The 20716-nt window shown below is 72.1% G+C and carries 22 protein-coding genes; 11 read left to right on the top strand and 11 right to left on the bottom strand.

All coding sequences use genetic code 11. The annotated features are described in order from the left end of the window. Nucleotide 1 precedes the first annotated feature (1 nt). The 5 genes from OO60_RS29065 to OO60_RS29045 are packed head-to-tail and all read right to left on the bottom strand — an operon-like array spanning nucleotide 2 to nucleotide 5340. The gene (locus OO60_RS29065) at nucleotides 2–1363 is read right to left on the bottom strand and encodes a protoporphyrinogen/coproporphyrinogen oxidase (RefSeq protein ID WP_003091357.1); all 1362 of its coding nucleotides are present in this window, start codon (nucleotides 1361–1363) and stop codon (nucleotides 2–4) included. Beyond that, nucleotides 1360–2325 carry a UbiA family prenyltransferase gene (locus tag OO60_RS29060; protein WP_003091356.1) on the bottom strand — a complete coding sequence of 322 codons (966 nt, stop codon included), beginning with the start codon at nucleotides 2323–2325 and terminating at the stop codon, nucleotides 1360–1362. The genes OO60_RS29065 and OO60_RS29060 overlap by 4 nt, the downstream gene beginning before the upstream one ends. Further along, nucleotides 2322–3002, bottom strand: coding sequence for a class I SAM-dependent methyltransferase (locus tag OO60_RS29055; protein ID WP_003091352.1), 681 nt, complete (start codon nucleotides 3000–3002; stop codon nucleotides 2322–2324). The genes OO60_RS29060 and OO60_RS29055 overlap by 4 nt, the downstream gene beginning before the upstream one ends. Continuing rightward, nucleotides 2999–4138 carry a DegT/DnrJ/EryC1/StrS family aminotransferase gene (locus tag OO60_RS29050; RefSeq protein WP_003091350.1) on the bottom strand — a complete coding sequence of 380 codons (1140 nt, stop codon included), beginning with the start codon at nucleotides 4136–4138 and terminating at the stop codon, nucleotides 2999–3001. Before OO60_RS29050 ends, OO60_RS29055 begins: the two co-directional genes overlap by 4 nt. After that, entirely contained in the window at nucleotides 4135–5340 is a 1206-nt protein-coding gene (locus tag OO60_RS29045; RefSeq protein ID WP_003091348.1) for a DegT/DnrJ/EryC1/StrS family aminotransferase, read from the bottom strand. Before OO60_RS29045 ends, OO60_RS29050 begins: the two co-directional genes overlap by 4 nt. Nucleotides 5341–5748: 408 nt before the next feature. Here OO60_RS29045 and OO60_RS29040 point away from each other — a divergent pair, with 408 nt between their 5' ends. Genes OO60_RS29040 through OO60_RS29015 form a run of 6 tightly spaced genes read left to right on the top strand, consistent with a single transcriptional unit; the run spans nucleotide 5749 to nucleotide 11051 of the window. Beyond that, nucleotides 5749–6579: a Gfo/Idh/MocA family oxidoreductase gene (locus tag OO60_RS29040; protein ID WP_003091347.1), complete on the top strand. Its 831-nt coding sequence runs from the start codon at nucleotides 5749–5751 to the stop codon at nucleotides 6577–6579. Continuing rightward, nucleotides 6569–7423, top strand: coding sequence for a sugar phosphate isomerase/epimerase family protein (locus tag OO60_RS29035; RefSeq protein WP_003091345.1), 855 nt, complete (start codon nucleotides 6569–6571; stop codon nucleotides 7421–7423). The genes OO60_RS29040 and OO60_RS29035 overlap by 11 nt, the downstream gene beginning before the upstream one ends. Then, nucleotides 7417–8685 carry a M20/M25/M40 family metallo-hydrolase gene (locus OO60_RS29030; protein WP_003091342.1) on the top strand — a complete coding sequence of 423 codons (1269 nt, stop codon included), beginning with the start codon at nucleotides 7417–7419 and terminating at the stop codon, nucleotides 8683–8685. Before OO60_RS29035 ends, OO60_RS29030 begins: the two co-directional genes overlap by 7 nt. Then, entirely contained in the window at nucleotides 8666–9757 is a 1092-nt protein-coding gene (locus tag OO60_RS29025; protein WP_003091341.1) for an Ldh family oxidoreductase, read from the top strand. Before OO60_RS29030 ends, OO60_RS29025 begins: the two co-directional genes overlap by 20 nt. Continuing rightward, nucleotides 9754–10650: a Gfo/Idh/MocA family protein gene (locus OO60_RS29020; protein ID WP_003091340.1), complete on the top strand. Its 897-nt coding sequence runs from the start codon at nucleotides 9754–9756 to the stop codon at nucleotides 10648–10650. The genes OO60_RS29025 and OO60_RS29020 overlap by 4 nt, the downstream gene beginning before the upstream one ends. Continuing rightward, nucleotides 10647–11051, top strand: coding sequence for a DUF6917 domain-containing protein (locus OO60_RS29015; protein ID WP_003091339.1), 405 nt, complete (start codon nucleotides 10647–10649; stop codon nucleotides 11049–11051). Before OO60_RS29020 ends, OO60_RS29015 begins: the two co-directional genes overlap by 4 nt. Before the next feature lie 66 nt (nucleotides 11052–11117). Here the strand turns inward: OO60_RS29015 and OO60_RS29010 are convergent, their stop codons facing one another. From OO60_RS29010 to OO60_RS29000, 3 genes are all read right to left on the bottom strand, one after another. Then, nucleotides 11118–11651, bottom strand: coding sequence for an EF-hand domain-containing protein (locus OO60_RS29010; RefSeq protein WP_003091338.1), 534 nt, complete (start codon nucleotides 11649–11651; stop codon nucleotides 11118–11120). Between the two features lie 61 nt (nucleotides 11652–11712). Further along, complete coding sequence (locus OO60_RS29005; RefSeq protein ID WP_033262501.1) at nucleotides 11713–12966, bottom strand: nucleotide sugar dehydrogenase; 1254 nt, start codon at nucleotides 12964–12966, stop codon at nucleotides 11713–11715. Next, the gene (locus OO60_RS29000; RefSeq protein ID WP_240490725.1) at nucleotides 12963–13283 is read right to left on the bottom strand and encodes a hypothetical protein; all 321 of its coding nucleotides are present in this window, start codon (nucleotides 13281–13283) and stop codon (nucleotides 12963–12965) included. Before OO60_RS29000 ends, OO60_RS29005 begins: the two co-directional genes overlap by 4 nt. Before the next feature lie 405 nt (nucleotides 13284–13688). On the opposite strand from OO60_RS29000, the gene OO60_RS28995 reads away from it, so the two are divergent. Together OO60_RS28995 and OO60_RS28990 are read left to right on the top strand one after the other, a co-directional pair. Further along, nucleotides 13689–14639 (top strand): Leg1-related protein, encoded by a 951-nt coding sequence (locus OO60_RS28995; RefSeq protein ID WP_003091332.1) that lies wholly within the window; start codon nucleotides 13689–13691, stop codon nucleotides 14637–14639. 112 nt (nucleotides 14640–14751) lie between these two features. After that, the gene (locus OO60_RS28990) at nucleotides 14752–15558 is read left to right on the top strand and encodes a methyltransferase domain-containing protein (protein WP_003091330.1); all 807 of its coding nucleotides are present in this window, start codon (nucleotides 14752–14754) and stop codon (nucleotides 15556–15558) included. A gap of 70 nt (nucleotides 15559–15628) precedes the next feature. On the opposite strand, the gene OO60_RS28985 is transcribed toward OO60_RS28990, so the two are convergent. Further along, nucleotides 15629–16042, bottom strand: coding sequence for a MarR family winged helix-turn-helix transcriptional regulator (locus OO60_RS28985; protein WP_033262522.1), 414 nt, complete (start codon nucleotides 16040–16042; stop codon nucleotides 15629–15631). 98 nt (nucleotides 16043–16140) lie between these two features. Here OO60_RS28985 and OO60_RS28980 point away from each other — a divergent pair, with 98 nt between their 5' ends. Together OO60_RS28980 and OO60_RS28975 are read left to right on the top strand one after the other, a co-directional pair. After that, nucleotides 16141–16923: an alpha/beta fold hydrolase gene (locus tag OO60_RS28980; RefSeq protein WP_003091327.1), complete on the top strand. Its 783-nt coding sequence runs from the start codon at nucleotides 16141–16143 to the stop codon at nucleotides 16921–16923. Nucleotides 16924–16949: 26 nt separating this feature from the next. Next, nucleotides 16950–17705 (top strand): MBL fold metallo-hydrolase, encoded by a 756-nt coding sequence (locus OO60_RS28975; protein ID WP_003091325.1) that lies wholly within the window; start codon nucleotides 16950–16952, stop codon nucleotides 17703–17705. A 225-nt stretch (nucleotides 17706–17930) separates the two neighbouring features. Here the strand turns inward: OO60_RS28975 and OO60_RS28970 are convergent, their stop codons facing one another. Then, nucleotides 17931–18719, bottom strand: a complete 789-nt coding sequence (locus tag OO60_RS28970) for an alpha/beta fold hydrolase (protein ID WP_155848939.1) — start codon at nucleotides 18717–18719, stop codon at nucleotides 17931–17933. 304 nt (nucleotides 18720–19023) lie between these two features. Between OO60_RS28970 and OO60_RS46615 the strand changes: the two genes are divergently transcribed. Continuing rightward, nucleotides 19024–19263 (top strand): hypothetical protein, encoded by a 240-nt coding sequence (locus tag OO60_RS46615; protein WP_003091319.1) that lies wholly within the window; start codon nucleotides 19024–19026, stop codon nucleotides 19261–19263. Here OO60_RS46615 and OO60_RS28965 read toward each other — a convergent pair. Beyond that, entirely contained in the window at nucleotides 19191–19802 is a 612-nt protein-coding gene (locus OO60_RS28965) for a TMEM175 family protein (RefSeq protein ID WP_003091317.1), read from the bottom strand. The two genes, OO60_RS46615 and OO60_RS28965, sit on opposite strands and share 73 nt — an antisense overlap. Between the last annotated feature and the right edge of the window lie 914 nt (nucleotides 19803–20716).

The raw sequence follows: 20716 nt of genomic DNA, 5'->3' as shown, positions 1-20716 counted from the left end.
TTCACACCGGCTCCTTCGCGCGTACCGGCGTCCGAGAGTGCGCGAGGACCCGTGACGCGGTGCGGGCCGCGGAGCGCACCGCGCCCTCGCTGCTGGGCCGCAGGAACTCCCAGTCGCCCGCGTAGTCCACCGGGTACGCGCCGGTCCGGGCGGCGAAGCCCGCCCGGAGGCGCAACGCTTCGGGGGTGGCCTCCGGCAGCCCGTGGCGGAACCGGTGGACGAACGTCGCCGTGACCGCGTCGGCCAAGCCGGGTACGTACCGCGTCGCGGGCTCGACGAGGGCGGCGGCGACGGCTTCGTCCGGAGCGTCCAGCAGGCCCGGGATCGCCGAGGGATTGGTCATCAGGGTGAGCAGTCCGCGGCCCGCCGGCGCGCGGCCACGGTGCTTGACGTGGTCGAAGATGATCCCGGCCAGCACCGGTTCGGCGGCGGCGGGAGTCAGCAGCGTGTAGAGCGCCTTGGGGGCGCGAAGGCCCAGTGGGCGGTCGAGCAGGCAGCTGACCTTCAACGCGGGGGTGAACGTGCACGCGCCCACGAAACGGCGTACGGGCTCGCGCTCGTCGGTGTGCAGCTGCGCGGCGACGGGGGCCGGAACGCAAAGCACGGCGGCGCCGGCGGTGACCGGGCCGCGGTCGGTGGTGAGCACGGCGATCCCGGTGTCGGCGGTGACCTGCGTGACGGTGGTCCCGGTACGCACGTCGAGGTGCCCGGCGAGGGTGCGGGCGAGGGTGTCCATGCCGTCCCGGTAGGTGCGCCACGTCGAGGGCGGCCCGACGTCGAGCATGAGGCTCACGAACGGCGCGGCGGCCGAGCGTTCCGGTTGCCAGCCGAAGAAGCTGCCGACCACGGGCTGGAACAGGTAGTCGTGGAGGTCGGGGTGGTACCGGCGGGCGAGGCCGGCGACGGTGGTCTCCCCCAGCGGGCTCGACTCGGGCACGTCGGGGTCGAACCGCCGCCGGTGCCGGGCCGTCCAGGTGAGGAACCGGGCGAGGTCGACGCGGGCACGCCCGCCCAATCCGGCGCCCCTGACGAGCCCGCGGAGGCCGGAGACCCCGCTGTGCGCGGCGCCGTCGCGCCACATCGCGAGGGGACCGCCGATCCGCGGCACATCCGCCCCGGGAAGCCCGGTCCGGCGCAGCAGCTCCCACGTCGCCCGGTACCCGCTCGACGGGATCTGTTCCGCGCCCTCGTCCATCGTGTAGCCCGCGTGGCGGTGACTCGCCATGCGGCCGCCGACCCGGTCCCGCGTTTCGAACACCCGCACCGCGAGCCCTGCCCGAGCCAGTTCGTGCGCCGCGGTCAGCCCCGCGATCCCGGCGCCGACCACGGCGACGTCGACGTCCGTCGCCCGTCCTCCGCTCATTTCGTGACCGCCAGGACGAGGTTCGCGGCCACGAGCAGCGCGGCGCCCACCCGGTGGGCGGTGAACCCGATCGCCCGGGCGCGCAGGATGTCGCCGCGGGGACCGAACCCGATGCCGAACTGACGGATGCGCAGGACGGTGACGGGCAGCATGAGGAGGACGAACCACCACGGGGCCACGCCCGTCGCCGACGCCACCGCGCCGAGGAGAAACTCCCCCAGCGACAGTGCCGCGACGAACCGCCGGTTGCCGCGGGGACTCGTCAGCGCGGCCACCGTGGGCCGGCCGACCGCGCGGTCGCCTGCGATGTCGTTGGTGTTGGAGTACACGCCGAACAGCAGTGGTCCGAGCCCGAACAGCAGCGCCTGGACGAGGACGAACCCGTCGAAGCGGCCGGTGATCAGGCCGTAGGGCGCGAGCACCATGACCCAGCCCAGTGCGGCGATGTACGCCTCCTGGAAGCCGTGGTAGCTGATCTTCAGCCCGTAGGAGTACTGGATGCCGACCACGAAGTTGGCCGCGATCAGCCAGACCGTCCACTGTGGAGCATGGGGAGCGGTCGCCACCGCTACCGCGAAGACGGCGGCGCCCGCGATGGCCGTGAGCCAGCCGAAGCACACCACCTCGGGTTCGGTCAGCGCGCCGGTCACCAGGGGTTTTCGCCGGGCGCGGCGCAAGGTCGGGTTCGCGCGGTAGTTGGCCGTGTCGCTGCCGTCGCGGTGACCGGTGAGGTCGTCGAACGCCACCAGCGAGGCGGTCATCAGGACGGCACCGAGCCCGAACAGGCCGAGCGTCACCAGCACCGCGAGGTCGAAGCCGCCGATCGGCAGCAGCACCGCGGACAGGACGACCAGCAGGCTCAGGTAGTAGTCGAACACGTCCAGCTTCGCCAGCCTCGCGTAGGTGACGAGCTTGGCCTCGCGCGCGGTGGACGGCGTCGCCCGAAGGGTCGCGTCGGTCATCGGGCGTCCTGGCCACCGATCGCGATGAGCGCGGCGAACGAGCGGTCGCCGCCGTAGTCGACCACCCGCTCGTCGACGACCTCGGCCCCCGGCAGCAGCCGGACGTAGTCGTCGAGGGTCCGCAGGCGTGACCACTTGCTCACCGGGACACGCGCGTGCTCGTACTCGATGAGCGTGAGGTGCCGGGTGGATTCCGCGATCACCCGGCAGGTGTCGAGGAGGCGGCTTTCGCCGAGCACGTGCATCAGGACCCACACGCAGACCGCGGCGTCGTACCGTTCGAGTGGCGGCCGCATGCGGTCGGCCCGGACGCGTTCGAACTCGACGGCGGGCAGGTGGCGGCAGGTGACGCGGGCCTGGTCCAGCATCGCCGGCGTCATGTCGATCGCGTGGACCCGCTCGGCGTGTGCAGCGATGGTCGGCGTCAGCCGGCCGATGCCGCACCCGATTTCCCAGACGTGCCGCGGCCGGCGGCCGAGGCGGTCCGCGACGAGCGTGAGCTGCTGCGCCACGACGGCACGGGTCTGTTCGGTCACGCCGGCGTTCAGGCTGTCCGGCTGCGAGGACCGCATGACCCGGCGCAAACCGGTTCGCCGTGCGCGTTCCCGCCACTCTGCGGCGATCTCCTCCTCGGTGACTTCCCGGGTGCCGCCGGGCGCACTCGTCGTCGTGTTCACGGTCTCGGATCCTTCCGGTCGGCGAACTGGCACACCGCGGCGGCGATGCGCTCGACCTGCGCGTCGGTCAGGTGGGGGTACACCGGAAGCGCGAGGATGGTTTCGCTGGCGGCCGACGCGTTCGGCCATGCCGCCCCCGGCGGGGCATACCGCGCGAACGCGGGCTGGGCGGGCAGCGGGGCCGGGTAGTACACGTGCGTGCCGATGCCCAGCGCGGCGAGGTGCGCCGCCAGCTCGTCCCGGCGGTCGGAGCGCAGGCAGTAGACGTAGTAGCAGCGTCCGTCGCGGCCGGGTGGGGGTGGCGTGATGCCGCGGCCGGCCAGGGGCGCGAACTGCCGGGTGTAGTACTCGGCGATGTCGGCGCGGCGCGCGAGCCGGGCGGCGAGGCCGGGCAGCCGTCGCAGCTGGAAGGCGGCCTGCACCTCGTCGAACCTGCTGTTGTATCCGATGCGGTGATGGACGAAGCGCTGCCGGCCGTCCTGCCCGTGGTTGCGCAGCATGCGGACGGTCCGGGCCAGGTCCGGGTTCCTGGTGACCACCACTGCGCCCTCCCCCGGCATCCCTAACGACTTCACCTGGACGAAGGAGAAAACCCCGGCGTCACCCCACGTTCCCGCGGGCCTGCCGCGCAGCGTGGCGCCCTGGGCGACCGCGGAGTCCTCGACGAGGCGCAGTCCGTGGCGGGCGGCGATGTCCTCGAACGCGGGCATGTCGGCCATGACCGAGAACTGGTGGGCGGGCATGATCGCCTTGGTGCGCGGGGTGATCGCCGCCTCGGCGAGCTCGGGATCGAGCGTCATGGTGCCGGGCCGCACGTCGGCGAACACGGGGGTGGCGCCCGCGGTGACCACGGTCGCCGCGATCGGCGCACAGCCGAAGGCGGGAACCACGACTTCGTCGCCGGGGCCGACGTCCAGCGCCGCGAGCACGAGCGACAGGGCGGACGTGCCGCTGCTGCAGGCCACCACGTCGGCACCGGCGACGGTTTCACGCAGCGCCCGCTCGAAGCGCGCGGTGTGGTCGCCGAGGATGAACCGCTGGGCCGGGGCGGTGCCGACGTCGTGGACGATCCCGATCAGCGTGCCGCGGTCGGCCTCGAACAGGTCCGGCGGGAAGAACGGCAGCGTGGCGGTCATGACGCACTCCCCGTGTAGTGGCGCCGGATCTCCGCACACACGCGATCGACCTCGGCAAGCGTCAGATCCGGGTAGAGCGGCAGCGCGATCGTGTGGCGGCAGGCTGCCTCCGCGTGCGGGAAGTCACCCGGCCGGTGGGCGAGGTCGGCGAAGCACGGCTGCAGGTGCAGCGGAACCGGGTAGAAGACATCCGTGCCGATTCCCGCGGCGGCCAACGTGCTCGCCAGGCCGTCTCGGTCGTCCACCTCGACCACGTAGACGTAGCAGACGTCGCGATCGTCCCCGCCGCCGGTGACCGGACCGGGTACCCGGCGCACACCGGGGGTGCCGGACAGGCGCTCGGTGTAGGCGGCGGCGAGCTCCGCCCGCCGGGCGATGTCCTGCTCCAAAGCGGACAGTTTCGCGAGGAGTACGGCGGCCTGGACGTCGTCCGTCTTGCTGTTCACCCCGGCCAGTTCGCTGCCGGTCCTGATGGCGGGGAAATCGCCGAGCGTGGCGCCCGGGCGGCCGTGGTGCCGCAGCGCGGCGACCTTCGCCGCGAGCCCGGCGTCATCGGTGAGCACCGCACCCGCGTCGCCGAGGGCGCCGAGTGTCTTGCTGGGGAAGAACGACAAGACGCCGCCCACACCGTGCAGCCCGGCGTGCTTGCCCTGCCGGCGCATGCCGATCGCCTCCGCGCTGTCCTCCAGCAGGGTGAGACCGTGCCGGGCCGCGAGCGTGGCGAACGCGGCCACGTCGGCCATCCGGTCGAACAGGTGCACCGGCATGACCGCGCGCGTGCGGGGCGTGATCGCCCGCTCGGCCGCTTCCGGGCACATCTGGTACGTCGCCGGATCGATGTCGGTGAACTGGGGCCGTCCGCCCGCGTGGACGACCGAGGTCGCGGTCGCCACGAACGTGAACGCCGGGACGAGCACCCCCGCACCCTCGCCCAGCCCGCACGCGCGCAGCAGCAGGATCAGCGCGTCGGTGCCGCTGTTGACGCCGACGACGTGGGCCGCGCCGGTGTACTCGGCCAGCCGGTGCTCCAGCCGGGCCACTTGGGCACCGTGGGAGAACTTCCCGCTGTCGGCGACCTCGTGCAGCCGCTCCTCGATTTCCGGCCACAGCCGCCGGAAACCGGCCGCCTGACTGAAAAACGGTATCGGCGTGGACCCGGCAGCGGGATCGTTTCCCTTGCGGGGCAGGGAGGTTACGGACATGGCTCCTCGTCGGTCGCGGGTGGACGCCCTTCGAACGTAGCCCGCGCCCGGCGAGTGCGGCGAGGACTTCGGCCCGGAATCATCCGGACGAGGCGCGAGCATGATCCAATGGACCAACCCGGCAACACAGCGCAAAGCTGCCCGAGCGGCCCGGAGCCACGAACTGTCGCCGCGGACCGGACATGGCGCTACGGTCGATCGTGTTCTCGTTGCCACACATGGCGAATCCCACGTCACGACGAAAGGACGGCGATGCCGCACAGCGTTGTCGCAGGGCTCGGGCGGTCCGGCGCCGGCCTGCACGTGCCGGTGTTGCGGCGCTTGCGCGCGCAATTCCCGGAAATATTCGGATGTCAGCCGATCGTGGGGGTCGATCCCGCGGCCGGAATGGCTCTGCGTGACGGAAGTGTGGACATCATCACGGACTCGCTCGACCGGCTCACGGCGTTGGTCCCGCCCGGCGACACCGTCGTGCACGTGTGCACCCCACCCGCGAGCCGCGCCGCCGTGCTCACATCCCTTGCCGCGCAGGGGTTCCGGCGGCTGGTGGTCGAGAAGCCGGTCGCCGGCGACCTCGATGCGCTCGCGGCGATCGAGCGGCTTCGCGCCGAGCACGGCCTCGACGTGGTCGTCGTGACGCAGTGGCTCGCCGCCGATCTCACCGGGCGGCTCGCGCGGCTGGTGCGGTCGGGCGAGCACGGTCCGCTCGCGTCGATCTCCGTGCGGCAGGACAAGCCGAGGTTCGCCCGGGCGAGCGACCCGGCGCATGCCGACGCGTTCGACGTCGAGGTTCCGCACGCGCTGGCGGTCGCGCTCACCATCGCCGGACCGGCCGAGCTGACCGGCGCCGGGTGGACCGATCCGCACGCCGGACCGCTGGGCGGAGCCTGGCTGTCGCTGCGGCACCGCAGCGGCCCGCAGACGACCATCCACTCCGACCTCACCTCGCCGGTGCGCCGCCGCGAGATCACCCTGCGCCTGCGGGACACGACGGTGGTGGGCCACTACCCGGTTTCCGCCGACGACCACCACGCCCAGCTGCGGGTCGGCGCCGGTCCACGCGAGGTGTTCGAAGACGAAGCACTCGGTGCCTTCCTGGTCGCGGCCTACCGGTACTTCACCGGCGCGGCGGCCGCGCCGCCCGGTGAGTTCGCCGTGCACGCGACCGTGGTGCGGCTGCTGGCCGCGGCCCGCGACGCCGCCCGTTCGCCCGGGAACGAGCCTGCCCGTGCACACTGAGACCTGGCCGGCGGGTGGACTCGCCGGAATCGGTGACGAAGCGGCCCCGGACCTCGACGGCCAGCTCGCCGCCGTGCGTGCCCTCGGCTGGGACGCGGTGGAACTGCGGACCGTCGACGGACACGCCGTCGCCGACCTCGACCGGGCCGGGCGCGTCCGGCTGGTCCGGGCGGTACACGCGGCCGGGCTCACCGTGGTGTGCCTCGACTCCCGGATCGGCGGCTGGGCCGGTTCCGTGCTCGACCCGCTCGACGGGGACACCGCCGAACTTTCAGCACTGGCCGGGCTGTGCGCCGATCTGGGCACTCCTTTCGTGCGCATCATGTCGTACCCGAACGCCGGGCTGCCGGCACCCGGCTGGCGGCGGGCGGTCATCGAGCGGATCCGCGTCCTCACCGAGCTGGCGGCCGGGGCCGGGATCACCCTGCTGCACGAGAACTGCGCCGGCTGGGCCGCGACCAGCGCCGAGCGCAGCCTCGAACTGCTCGACGCGGTCGGCAGCCCGGCGCTGCGGCTGCTGTTCGACGTCGGCAACGGGGTCGCCCACGGCTACGACGCACCGACGCTGCTGGCCGAGCTGCTCCCGTTCGTGGCCCACGTCCACGTCAAGGACGCCGTCGACGGCGAGGCCGGCCCGGTCTACACGCTGCCGGGCGACGGCCGGGCCGGCGTGGCCGAATGCCTGCGGCTCCTCCGCTCGGCCGGGTACGCCGGCGCCCTGTCCCTCGAGCCGCACCTGGCCACGCGCCCGCACGAGGGCCGGTGGGCCGATTCGACGGGCGCGTCGCCGTTCGCCGCCGCCGGACGCCGGCTGGTGGAGCTGGTCGAGGCGACGCCGTGCTGAGCCCCGCCGACCACGACTTGCTCCTCGAGCTGCTGCGCATCCCCACGGTCAACCCGCTCGAGGAGGCGGGCGAGGACACCGACCTGCCGGCGGCGCAGCGGGTCTTCGCCGCGGCCGCCACGGCGGCCGGGTTCACCACCGTCCACCGCACCGCGCCGGACCCGGCCGTCCTCGACCGCGACGACGTGCCCCTGACCGTGCGAGAACGCGCCGGAGAGCCGGATTTCCTCGCTGCGCAGCCGAGCCTGGTGCTGCGTCACGGACCGGCCGGCGTGCCGGCCGTGATGTTCAACGTGCACCTCGACACCGTCGCCGGGATCGAGCCCGCCGGCTTCGACGGCGTCCGGTTCACCGGCCGCGGGGCCATCGACGCCAAGGGCCCGGCGGTGGCGATGCTGGCCGGGGTGCGGGCCGCGCTGCCGGTGCTCGGCGACCGGGTCGCGGTGCTGGTGCAGGCCGTCGCGGGGGAAGAGGGCGGCGCCATGGGCGTCTACGGCACCCGCCCGCTCATCGAGGCGGGACACGTCGGGCGGCTCAACGTGTTCTGCGAACCCACCGGCCTGCGCTACCTGACCAGGTCGACCGCGGCGATGACGGCCTGCGTGACCGTCGACGGCGCCGGCAGCGTCGACGACGAACCCGGCGCCGGGCACAACGCGACCGTGCTGCTCGGTTTCCTGGCCCAGCACTTCGCCACCGCACTGGACGGCGCGGAACCGGGCGGGCGGGTGTGCGTCGCCGGACTGCACACCGGCACCGCCCACAACCGGGTGTACGGCACCGGCCGCCTGCTGCTCAACCTGTCCTACCCGACGGCCGCCGCGGGCCGGCGCCTCGAGGAACTCCTCGCGCGTGCACTGCGGGCCGGGCTCACCGAATTCCGCGAGCGCTTCCACGCGACCGGAGAGCTGCGCCGGACCGCGGAGGACGCCGCGAAGATCGTGTCCCTGCGGTGGCACAAGCGGGGCCTGCCCGCCCTGGACTGCCGTGACCGGTGGGCGACCGCGCTGCTCGACTCGGCGGGCGTCGCGGCCTGGCCGCCGGCCGAACCCGCCTTCACCTGCGATGCCATCTGGATGCAGGACGTGCCCGGTACGGCCACCGTCGTCCTCGGGCCCGGCGACCTCGCGGGCAACAACGCCCACGCCGCGGGCGAGTTCGCCGAACTGACCCAGCTCGACGCCTTCGCCGCCACCGTCACCCGCGTGCTCACCGAGTTCGCGGCGCGCCACGAGGAGGACCATGTCCCTGACCCTGCCTGACACCGGCATCCGCGTGCCGTACGCGGAGCTGCTGTCCTTCACCACCCGCGTGTTCCACGACCGCGGCGTGCCCGCCGCGCGAGCGGAGACAGCTGCCACGGCCCTGCTGTACGGCGACCTGCACGGGCTCGGGTCCCACGGCCTCGCCAACCTGCGCCGGCTGTACCTGCCGCTGCTGGAGAGCGGCCGCTGCGATCCCGCGGCCGAACCGGAAGTGGTGCGCGACACCGGCCCGGCCGCGGTGGTCGACACTCGCACCGCGCTCGGCCTGTGGGCGGCCACCGAAGCCGTGGAGCTCGCCGCGGACAAGGCGCGCGACCACGGCGTCGGGCTCGTGTCGGTGCGCGGCGGCACGCACTTGGGCTGTGCCGGGCACCACGCGGCCGTCGCCGCCGCGCGCGGCATGCTCGGGGTGGTCGCGAGCAACTGCGGCGGCCAGCGGATCGCGCGGCCTCCCGGAGGGGCGGTGGCGATGCTGGGCACCAATCCGCTGAGCGTGGCGGCCCCGGCCCGGCCCGGGCGGCCGTTCGTCCTGGACATGAGCACGACCGTGGTGCCGACCGGCCGGGTCCGGGCGGCCGCGCGGGCCGGCGAGACGATCCCGGCCGGCTGGCTCGCCGACGACCAGGGCCGCCCGGTCACCGACCCGGCGGCGTTCGACCGGGGCGAGGCCCACCTGCGCTGGCTGGGCGGTGCCCCGGACACCGGCGCCTACAAGGGTTTCGGGCTCGCTCTCGCGGTGGAGCTGCTCGCCGCGGCGCTGTCCGGCGCCGCCCTCGGGCCGGCCCCCGCGGCACTGGACGGCGACGGCGGACCGCACGGTGTGGACGACGACATCGGCTACCTGGTGCTCGTGGTCGCCCCGGAGACGCTGCGGCCCGGTGGCGGGTTCGCCGGCACCGTCCGCACGATGTTCGGCACGCTCCTGGACTGCCCGCCCGTGGCGGACGCGGACGCGGTGCGCTACCCCGGGTGGCTGGAGGCCGAGCGGGCCGCCCGGCACCGGGAAGAGGGCGTGCCCCTCGCCCGGGACGTCCACGAAGACCTCCGCGCGCTGGGACTGCCGCGATGATCCGGGTCGGTCTGGTCGGTCTGGGCGTGATCGGGGCCTTCTACCGGGCGGCGATCGCCGCCCGACCGGACATGCACCTCGCCGCGGTGTGCGATCTGCGGCCGGAACTGCTCGACGATCCTGTCGCCTGCTACACCGACCACCGCCGGATGTGCACCGAAGCCGGTCTGGACGCTGTCGTGGTCACCGTGCCGAACGACGCCCACGCCGCCGTGTGCCGGGACGCGCTCGCCGCCGGTCTCGCGGTGTGCGTCGAGAAGCCGCTGGCGACCACGCTGTCCGACGCCGTCGACCTCGAGCGGCTCGCGCGCGCGGTGGGACGGCCGTTGTTCACCGCGTTCCACCGGCGGTACAACGACAACCTGCTCGCGCTGCGGGCCGCCGTGGATGTCCCGGTCCGGCACGTGACCGTGCGGTACCTCGAACGGATCGAGGACCACGTCGGGGTGGACGCGTGGTACCTCGACCCGGTGCGGTGCGGCGGCGGCTGCGTGGCCGACAACGGGCCGAACGCGTTCGACCTGGTCCGCCTGTTCCTCGGCGACGTCACGGTCACCGACGTCGAAATCACGCGGGACGGCGGAGTGGACCGGCAGGCCGTGGTCGCCTTGCGCGCCTCCTGCGGCGCGACCGCGCGGGTGGAGCTGGACTGGTCGTTCCCCGGCGAGGTGAAGGACGTGCGGGTGGCGTCGGCCGACGGCACCGTCCGGTACGCGGACCTGCTCGCCGGCCACCCGGGGTTCAAGCAGTCGCTGAACCACGAATACCGGGGTGTGGCCGCCGAGTTCGCCCGGCTCCTGCGGACCGGCGCCGTCGTCGCGGGCGATGGCCTCGCGGCGCTCGAACTCGTGGAGTCCTGCTACCGGGCGGAAAGCCGGGTGAGTCGGGCGTGACGGACGAGAACGGCGCCAAGCGCACCGTCCGCGGTGCGCTGGTGAAGGTGTTGCTGCACCGGCGCGACGAGCGCGGCATGACCCTCGAACCGCACGCGAGCCGGTGCGTGCGTGAGGGAGAGGTCCACGAACTCGTGACCACCGACCACGCCGAAACCGCACCGGGTGCGCGGATCGACCGGGTGGGCTTCCTGGGGTTCACCGAGCTGCACAATGCGGGCGTGATCGACCGCGGCGACGAAGTGTGGATCGGCGACCGGCGCATCGGCACCGTGCACGGGTTCGACGCCTGCCACTTCCCGAACCACTACAACATCCTCATCGCCGCCCCGGTGCCGGTCTCGGGTGGTGATCTCGCTTTGGCCCCGGAACTGCCGGTCGTCTTCCGGCCGGCGAGCTGAGCGGTCCGGGCACGCGAACGTGCGGGGGCGGCCCGAGACCGGACTGCCCCCGCACTCCCCCGTTGCTCAGCCCAGCAAGGGGACGTCGAGCTTGCCGTAGTGGAAGTTCCGCACCGCGGCCAGCAGCTCGTCGACGGTCAGCTCGCCGCTGTTGTCGGTGTCGATCTGGCGGAAGGCCTCCTGCGCGGCGGACTGGTCCACCCCGACACCCTGGAGGTACGCGATGAACTCCTCCCGGTTGATCATGCCGTCGTCGTTGCGGTCGCAGAGGCCGACGATGGCCTGCATGACCGGCCGCAGAACCCGGTTGAAGCTCGCTTCCCCTTCGGAGAACATGAGCTTCTCGTTGATCCGGATGAACTGCTCCTCGGTGACCGAGCCGTTCGGCGGAACACCCGCCTCCCGGGCGTGGAAGTCGAACAGGTTCCGGAAGGCGTCCCGGAGCGCGACGGCCTCCCGGGACTGGGGCTGGGCACCGAACTTGCCCGCGACGCGCTCCGCCTCACGTTCGAAATCGGAGCGCTCCAGGGTGCCGCTGCCGTCGACGTCCCACTTGGCGAAGCGCTGGCGAAGCCGGTCGGCGCTGATTGCGGTGGTCATAACTGGTTGTCCCTTCGTTGGATGGACGAACAACTGCCCGGCCCGGCGTGGACCGGGAAGATCACAGGTACCGGACGCAGCTGCCGGAAACCCGGCCCCTGGTGTCCAGCAGCAGCCGCGACGCGCTCGCCAGCTGGACGGGGTCGTACGCCTGGTGGTCCTGCAGCAGGATCGTCAGGTCCGCGGCCGCCGCGGCGGCGCGCAGATCGGTTTCCCGCCGCAGCAGCCGGCCGTCCACGTCGAACCCGGGCGCGTACGGATCGTGGTAGGCGACGTCCGCGCCGCGCGCCAGCAAGTGCGCCGCGACCGGCCGGGCGGGCGACTCGCGCACGTCCGGCACGTCCGCCTTGTAGGTCACCCCCAGGAGCAACACCGAGGCGCCCCGCAGCTCGCCGAGCAGCGTCCCGGCCCGGTCCACGACGTCCGCGGGCCGGTGTTCGTTGACCCGTGCGGCCGCCTCCACCAGGGTGAACGTGAAGCCGTCCTGTTCCGCACGGGCGGCCAGGTACACCGGGTCGACGGGGATGCAATGTCCGCCCGCGCCCGGGCCGGGGGTGAACGAAGCGAACCCGAACGGCTTGGTCCCGGCGCAGTGCACCACGTCCCACACATCGACGCCGGTCGTGGCGCAGTACCGGGCGAATTCGTTGACCAGCGCGATGTTCACGAACCGGTAGGTGTTCTCGAGCAGCTTGGCGAGCTCCGCCTCTCGCGTCCCGCGCGCCACGACCACTGCGTCGACGAAGCGGCTGTAGAACGTGGCGCAGTACTTGGCGCACAGAGGGGTGTGACCGCCGATCACCTTCGGGGTGTCCACGAGCCCGAACCGGGTGTTGCCCGGATCGATCCGTTCCGGCGCGAACGCGAGGTGGAAGTCCTCGCCGGCCCGCAGCCCGCTGCACCGTTCGAGGATCGGCAGCACGACCTCCTCCGTCGTGCCGGGAAAACTGGTCGACTCGAGGACGACGAGCGTGCCCGGCTGCAGCCGGTCGCCGAGGGTGGCGCACGCCGCGCGCAGCGGTCCGAGATCCGGCGCGCGATCGGCGGTCAGGCCGGTCGGCACGCAGATCACCACGGTGTCCGCGGCGCCGAGCTGCGCCGGGTCGCCGCTGGCGGTGAACCCGGCGTCCAGCATGCTGGCCACGCCGGAATCGGACACTCCCGCGACAGGCGACCGGCCTGCCGTCAGAGTCGCGACGACACTGTCGTCGATGTCGAATCCCCTGGTGCGCAGCCCCGATCGACAGGCCGCCTCGGCAAGCGGCAGGCCGGCGTAGCCCAGCCCGATCACCGCCAAGTCCGCGTGGAGCCTCACTCGCCGACCGAGAACGAGCCCGTGCCCGGGGCGACGTGCGTGCCGTACCCCGGCTGCACCGAGACGCCCGGCGTCGTGCAGAAGGGATCGGCGTAGGTGTCGACGACCCGGTCGGTCTCGTTGACGAGCACGTGCGCGGCGACCGGTAGCCGCCGGCATCCCTCCGGATCATCCCAGGTGTCGAGCGCCTGCGTTTCCGATGAAAACACGACGACCCGGCCGGTATCCGCCGCCGGATCGGCCGACGCGCTCGACTCGACGGCGAACACGAGCGCGAACAGCACTAATACGGCCCCGGACGCCAGCACTTTCTTCATCATTGCCTCCGCAGATTTTCCGGCTCTCCGGTCGAATTTAGCAATGCCGGTGCGACACGTCAGGAGGGTCGACAGCAATAGCCCGGAAAGGATGGGAGCGAAGAAGCCGACATCCGTTGGACGAACACGCAGCGTCGGTTCGGCGAGACTGCCCCACTCGCATGTCGCGCACCCGGCACGATCCGCCGTACGCGCACTGTAGCCACGCTACGACCATAGCCGCACGCCTGTTCGCGCCGCTCGTCAGTCCGACGGGCGAACGAGCCGCGTGTCGCGCACTCGAATATCGGTGCGTTTGGCACACGTACGACCGCAAACCACCAATCTGCGTTATCGGCAGGAGGATTGACCCGCTGTTGCGCCCAAAAAGCCGGGTTGATTCGCTGACCGCGTAAGATTGCGCGGGTGACCTCAGTCCATCCGCGGGAACTGGCCGACCTCGACCTGTACGCGGTCTGGGTCTCCGCGCCGGAGTTGACGGACCGGTTCGACCCGTTCCGGTTCGAGCACCGGGTGGCGGCCTACCGGCGCCTGATCGACGTCACGAACGCCGGTGGGCTGTTCGGGGCCGACAACCGGCACAACCCGTTGTGGGCCTGGGCGTTCCAGCTCCAGTGGCAGTGCCGCACCGGCCGGCTGGGATCCACCACGCGCGCTGACGGGACGATCGATCCGGACGCGCCGTGGGCCTACGGCAACTACACGCTGAGCGTGATCCCGTGGCTGGGCGCGGAGCGGGCCGGCGTGGTCGCTCCGCTCGAAATCGCCGACGCCCCCGGCGCGGCCCGGTTCCGGTACGTGCGCGGCGGCGTGGTCCCGGACGAGCTCGCGCCCAGCGTCGAGCAGTGGCGGCGCTACTTCGCGATGGTCGACGAGACCCCGGCCACGGCCGATTCGGAGCCGCTCCGGATCGCCCTGTGGAAGGCGCACAAGACCTGTCTCGACGTCGTGGTCACGACGATCGCGGGCATCGACCCGGCCCCGTATGCGCCGCTCGAACTGACGTTCCTGCGCGGCTGGTGCCGGATGGTCGACTACCTCGGGGCGGCGGCCTGGCGGACCGACTTCGGCTTCATGACCGAGCACGGCCTGGACGTGCTGCCGGAAATGCTGCTCGAGCAGCATTCGGACCTGCACTCGCTTCCGGACCGGGTCCGGCGCAACGTCGCCAATGTCATCCGCCTGGCCACCACCTCACCCCGCCGCTACGCGCTGAACCTGTGGCTGTGGCGGCGGATCATGCGCACCAGAGCCGCCCGGGACGAGGTGCTGACCCTGCTCGACGCGGTGTTCGACCCCCGGCGAGACAACGCGGCGGCCCGCAGGCGGATGCTCGGCCACCTGCTGCGCCCGTAACCGTCACCAGTCCGCAGCTTGCCTCGTCGTCCACGGCAGTCCGTTGCCCGAGCGGGACGGCCACGGTAGCGTTCATCATGCGGACGCACTATCTCAATATTCGAGACGGAGGGTGGCTATCGCAGGAAAGGACGTCTACACCCACGGCCACGCCGAGGTCGTCGTGGCGAGCCACGCGGCGCGCACCGCGGCCAGTTCGGCGGCCTACCTCCTGCCGCTGCTCCGCCCGGACCTGGACCTGCTCGACGTCGGCTGCGGTCCGGGCAGCATCACCGTCGACCTCGCCGAAGCCGTCGCACCCGGGCGGGTGCGCGGAGTCGAGATCACCGACGCCCCGCTCGCCGCCGCCCGGGCCAACGCCGCTCGGCGCGGGGTTTCCGTCGAGTTCGCCGTCGACGACGCGTACTCGCTCTCCGATCCCGACGACAGCTACGACGTCACCCACGCCCACCAAGTGTTCCAGCACCTCTCCGACCCCGTCGCCGCCCTCCGCGAGATGCGGCGGGTGACGCGCCCCGGCGGAGTCGTCGCGGTGCGCGACGCCGACTACGGCGCGTTCCGGTGGTGGCCCGAGGACCCCAGGCTCGACGACTGGCAGGACCTGTACCGGGCCGTGGCCCGCGGCAACGACGCCGAGCCCGACGCCGGCCGCCGGCTGCTCGCGTGGGCCCACGAAGCCGGCTTCACCGAGGTCACGCCGACCGCTTCCGTGTGGTGCTACGCAACCCCGGAGGAACGCTCGACGTGGGGCGACATGTGGGCCGAGCGGATCCACTCCTCCGTGGGCTCGATGGCCCTCGACCGCGGGCTGGCCACCCAGGCCGACCTCGACGCCATCGCCCGGGCGTGGCTCGACTGGGCGGCGCACCCCGACGGCTGGCTGCTGATCCCGCACGGAGAGGTGCTCGCCCGCGCCTGACTGCGGGAGTCCGGCCGGTCACCGGCGCCCTGACGAAGGGAGACCGTCCGGCCCCGCGGGCCCGGCGGAGTCACCGCGACCCGGCGGCTTTGATGAGGAGTTCGTGCAGGACAGCCCGCTCGGCCTCGGTCAGCGTCCCGACGGTCTCGGCCAGGACGGATTCCAGGACGGACGATCCGGCCTCGAAGGCGCGCTCGCCTTCGCCGGTCAGGTGGTGACGGGTGGCCCGGCCGGGCCCGGCCACCCGCTTCAGCAAGCCCCGCTCGATCATGCGCTTGGCGAGGGCGCCCATCGACTGGTCGGTCTGGAAGGTCAGCTCCGCCAGGGTGTGCAGCGTGGCGTCCGGCTGCTGGTGCAGGTGCCGGAGAACGTCCCACTGCACGAGGGACAGCCCGTGTTCGGCCAGCCGGCGGTTGGCTTCGCGGTGATGACTCCACTGCAGCCGCTTCACAGCGAGCCCGATTTCCTGAAGCGACGGTGACACCGACGCAGCGTAACCCACCACCCGCGAACCTCCGGCTTGCCAGACTAAGCATGTTTATATAAGGTTGTTTAGACAGCGTACCCAGAAGGAGCGACTTCATGAGCAACCCCGTCCCCGCCGGGAGCCTCCGGCCCACCCGCACCCTCAGCACGCCGGCCGCCGGCGGTGTGGTCACCGTCGAAGACCGCGACCACACCCGGCCCTTCCTCCTCCTGCACGGCGGAGGCGGCCCGGCGACCGTGACCGGCTTCGCCGACCTGCTCGCCCACCGCACGCACTCCCGCGTGCTGACCCCGACCCACCCCGGCTTCGGCGGCACCCCGCGGGCGCCGGGCGTTGATTCGACCCGCGCCCTCGCGGCGGCCTACGTCGGCCTGCTCGACGAGCTCGGCCTCAGCGACGTCACGGTGATCGGCAACTCGTTCGGCGGCTGGCTGGCCGCCGAGATCGCGCTCCTGGGCAGCCCCCGGGTCGGCGGCGCGGTGATCGTCGACGGCATCGGGATCGAGGTCGAAGGGCACCCCGTGACCAGCGTCGCCGGCCTCGCGCCCGCCGAACTGAGCAAACTGTCCTTCCACGACCCGAGCAAGGCACCGGCACCGCCCGCGGCCGGCGGCACCGGGCCAGGCCCGGACGTCCAGGCGCTGATCTCGTACACGGGACCGGCCATGTCCGATCCGACCCTGCTGGACCGGCTCCGCACGATCGACCTGCCCGTCCACGTCATCTGGGGCGAGAGCGACGGGATCGTCAGCACCGAGTACGGCAAGGCCTACGCCGCGGCCATCCCGATGGCGAAGTTCACCGTGCTGCCCCGGTCCGGCCACCTGCCGCAGGTCGAGACGCCCGAAGAACTCCTCGGCGCCATCACCGACCTCTGACCATTCCCGGAGAGGACCACCACGCCATGAGCACCTCCCTCGCGGTCACCCGGATCGCCCACGCGTGCCAGCTGATCGAGCTCGGCGACCTGCGGATCCTCACCGACCCGTGGTTCACCGAGAAAGCCACGTACCACCAAGGCGAACGGGTCGCGGCGCCGGTATCCGCACTGGGCCGGCTCGACGCGGTCGTGATCAGCCACGAGCACTACGACCACTGCGACCTCGACGCCCTCCTCGCCGGCGGCCTCGACCCGGACACCCCACTCGTCGGGCCGGGCACCGTGACCGCCATCGCGAAGGCCAAGGGATTCACCACCCTGCACACCGTCGAGACGTGGGAGTCCACCCGGGTCGGCGACCTCACGGTCACCGCCACCCCCGGCCAGCACGGCGTCCACGAGGTGACGTTCGTGCTCCAGGCAGGCGGCCGAACCCTGTTCTTCGGCGGCGACTCGCTGCGGGTGCCCGAACTCGACCGGATCCCCGATCGCCTCGGGCCGGTCGACCTGACGATCCTGCCCACCAACGGCCTCTGCATCCGACCGGCGAACCTGGCCCAGGTGGTGATGAACGCCGAGCAAGCGGCCGAGCTGACCGCCGTGCTGCGGCCGACGCTCGCGATCCCCCACCACTACGCGTTCCACAGCGGCTACCTCGGCGACCGCCTGATCACCAAGGGCGACCAGGATCCGCGTCACTACACCGACGCCGTCGCCCGCCTGGCTCCGGACATCGAGGTGCGCATCGCGCTGCCCGGGGTCCGGGTGGTCGTCCCGTAGCCGGCCCGGGATCGCGACCGGAAGCGCTGCAGCGGTTGTTCGTCGCCAAGCGGCGCGCAGCACCGTCCAGGTCCGGGGCTCCGAGCCGACTTCGACGATCGTCTCCTGCAGGGTGCCCGTCGGGCCCTGCGCACGATCGCCGAAGCGGCCCGCGTGGTGACGGCGCAGCGCGCGTAGGCCGCTCCGCCGACACCGCAGCGGCCGCCGATGTCCCCGCTCGAGGCGTCAGGACGCGGAAACCGGGCTTCGTTCGGAATCCGGCAACGCCGCCCAGAAGTTCGTCAGGGCCACGGCAACCGGCGCCGGCGTCTCCTCGGGCCACCAGTGGCCCACGCCCTCGAGGTGTGCCATCGTCGCGCCTGCTTGCCGCGCGGCCCACTCGTGCTGGGCCAGCGTCCCGGACGCTCGCTCGAAGTCGTCGACGGCGATGAGGGCGAGCCCCGGGCGTTGTGCGGCGCGCGGCAGCAGCCGTCCCGCTTCGGCCATCGCCGGCTGCCGCGCCGACCGCAGCAACTTGAGGACGGCGCGGCCCATCTCGGGGTCCATGCCCGCCGCGACCCGCTCCGCCAGGCGCCCGGTCATCCCGAGAGCCGACGTCACGGCGAGCCGCTGGGCCAGATCGCCGCCCCACAACTCCCGCACCGACTCTTCACCCGCGCCCTCCTGCTGCCACACCTGCGCCCGCGGATGCCAGTCGTAGTCGGGCGCGAACACGCCGAGCGCGTCGGAAGCCCAGCTGCGCACCAGATCCGGGCGGCTCATGACCAGCGCCGCGACGTGGATTCCACCCCAGTCGTGCCCCACCAGGTCGACCGGGGCGCGGAACAGCTCCAGCTGGGACGCCAGCCAGTCTCGATAGGCCGTCGTCGACGAGGCGAAGCCGCGGGGCGCGGGGACGCCGAACCCGGGCGGGGACAGGACGATCGCGTCGGCGCGGCCCAGCTCGCCGATGAGCGGTCCCCAGACCGCCGCCGACTCGGGGTTGCCGTGGACGAGAACGAGCGGAGTGTGCAACACGAGGCCACCTCTCGAATAGTCGTGGTTCAACCGATCGCCACCACGCAGCGGCAGGCACCGGCCACGTGGCTGAGCTGGACAGGATCAGCCGGCGAAAACTCCCTGAGGCCCTCGCCCTCGAGATCCACCGTGACGAGGTCGGGCGAAGGCGGTTCGTGCACCGTCCCGCGCCGGACCCGGCGCGGAGCCTTCCCGGAGCCAGAGCCTGCTGTGCCGCCACTCTACACATACTTGTTGGTTGGCACGCAAGTTTCTTTGCCGGACTCCGGTTCGCTGACGCTGGCGCGAGCCGGCTACAGCCGTGGATCGTCACGCGATCTTCCGCGCCGACCTGCGCGACGACATCGAGGCCGGCATCGCGGACGGTGTCGTCGACCCCGGCCTGAAGCCCGGCGATGCCGCGATCGCCATCATCGGACAGCTACGCGGCATCGCCTTGCCGATGCTGGTGGAGCCGAGTGGCGTGGGCTACCGGTCGGCGCGGCGCGCCCGCAGCCAGAAGGCGATCCTCGCCGGGAACAGCAGCAGCAACAGGACGTAGTAGCCGAGCGGCGGCTTGACGAACCCCACCACGACCGCGAGCGCGAACACGACCGAGCTCAGCGCGTGGTTCCAGAACACCTCGTCCGACACCGGTTCGGCGTCCCCGCGGATGTCCGGGTTCCGGCGGATGATGGTCACCATCGTCGTGTGGCACAGGCTGCTGGCCAGCAACGTCCCCAGGTAGAACAGCACGGTGAAGCGCTCGGACTGGTACGCGCCGATCAGCTCGGTCGGGAAGGGCAGCAGCGCGATCGTCAGCAGCCAGCAGAAGTTGACGCGGACCAGCGCGGGGCTGTACGACCGCACGTGCTCGAAGATCCGGTGGTGCACGCCCCAGAAGCGGCCGATCACGACGAAGCTGAGCACGAAGCTGACGATCTTCGACCAGTTGTGCGTCACCGCCTCGACCGCCGGCTTGTGCTCCGCGACCAGTTCGGGCACCAGGTCGGTGAGCGGCAGGACCAGCAACGTCAGGGCGATCGCGACCACGGCGTCGGTGAAGAACACCAGCCGCTCGGAGGACTTCTTCTGCTCCACGCCAACATCAAACACCACGCTCTCGGAGCTAGGACCACCGCCGCAGCGATCACCCGCTGAGGATTCGAGTCCCGAGACCGGCCTGGACGAGCACTTTCTGTCGCTGGTGGTGCTGCTCGAGCGCTACCGGCGGCCGGTCTTGCTGTGGCGGAGGGCGGCGAGGAGAGTGGGACCGTAGGCGCGGTCGATGTGGACCTCGAGCTGGCCGGCGGAGACCATGTGGCCGACGCGGTCGGGCAGGGCGCGGGAGGCGTCGAGCGGGCCCGGCGAACGAGGATGGCGGCCCCGACGCGCAGGCCGGAGCTGAGGGTGACCCGCAACAGCTGAAAGAAACAGAGCCGCTTGAGCGTTGGCCGGGTTGTTTCGCGAGGATAGCGTCATCGTCGATCGAGTTCGAGTTGAGGCAGACGTGGCATTGTGGGATCGTGCCGGGCAGGCGCAGGATGTCAACCGGAATCGATCGTGGAGGGTTTGATGGGAAAGCGCAGTATGGATCATCCGGAACCGAATCAGCCGGACCGCAGCAAGTCAGAACCCGACCCGAAACCCGCAACCTCCAAGGCAGACGATCGCGATCAACTCGAAAAATTACTGCGCGAAGAACGTCCAGTTTGACCGAGGCTGACCGGAGAGGACGGCGCCGCCTTTTGTTGATCGGCCGGTCCGGCCAACGCCCGCCCCTGTGCTCGTGAGGTAGCCCGGAAAGGCGCCGGGTTCTCGCGAGAAGTTCTACGAGGAGCGCTCGGCTACATCGAGCAGACGCGGCTACGACGCCACGGCTCTGCTCACCTCGCGATCACGCTTCGAAGGCCACCCAGCAGCTCGGGCCGGGCGGCGATCCACCCGCCGATGCGCACCGACAGTTGCCTACCGCAACGGGCTCGAGTTCCACGCGACTTGTCACCACGTCGGCG

The organism is Amycolatopsis vancoresmycina, from assembly GCF_000716785.1.
Lineage (GTDB): Bacteria > Actinomycetota > Actinomycetes > Mycobacteriales > Pseudonocardiaceae > Amycolatopsis > Amycolatopsis vancoresmycina.
The sequence above is the reverse complement of the archived record's forward strand: the minus strand, read 5'-3'. Positions and strand labels throughout refer to the sequence as shown.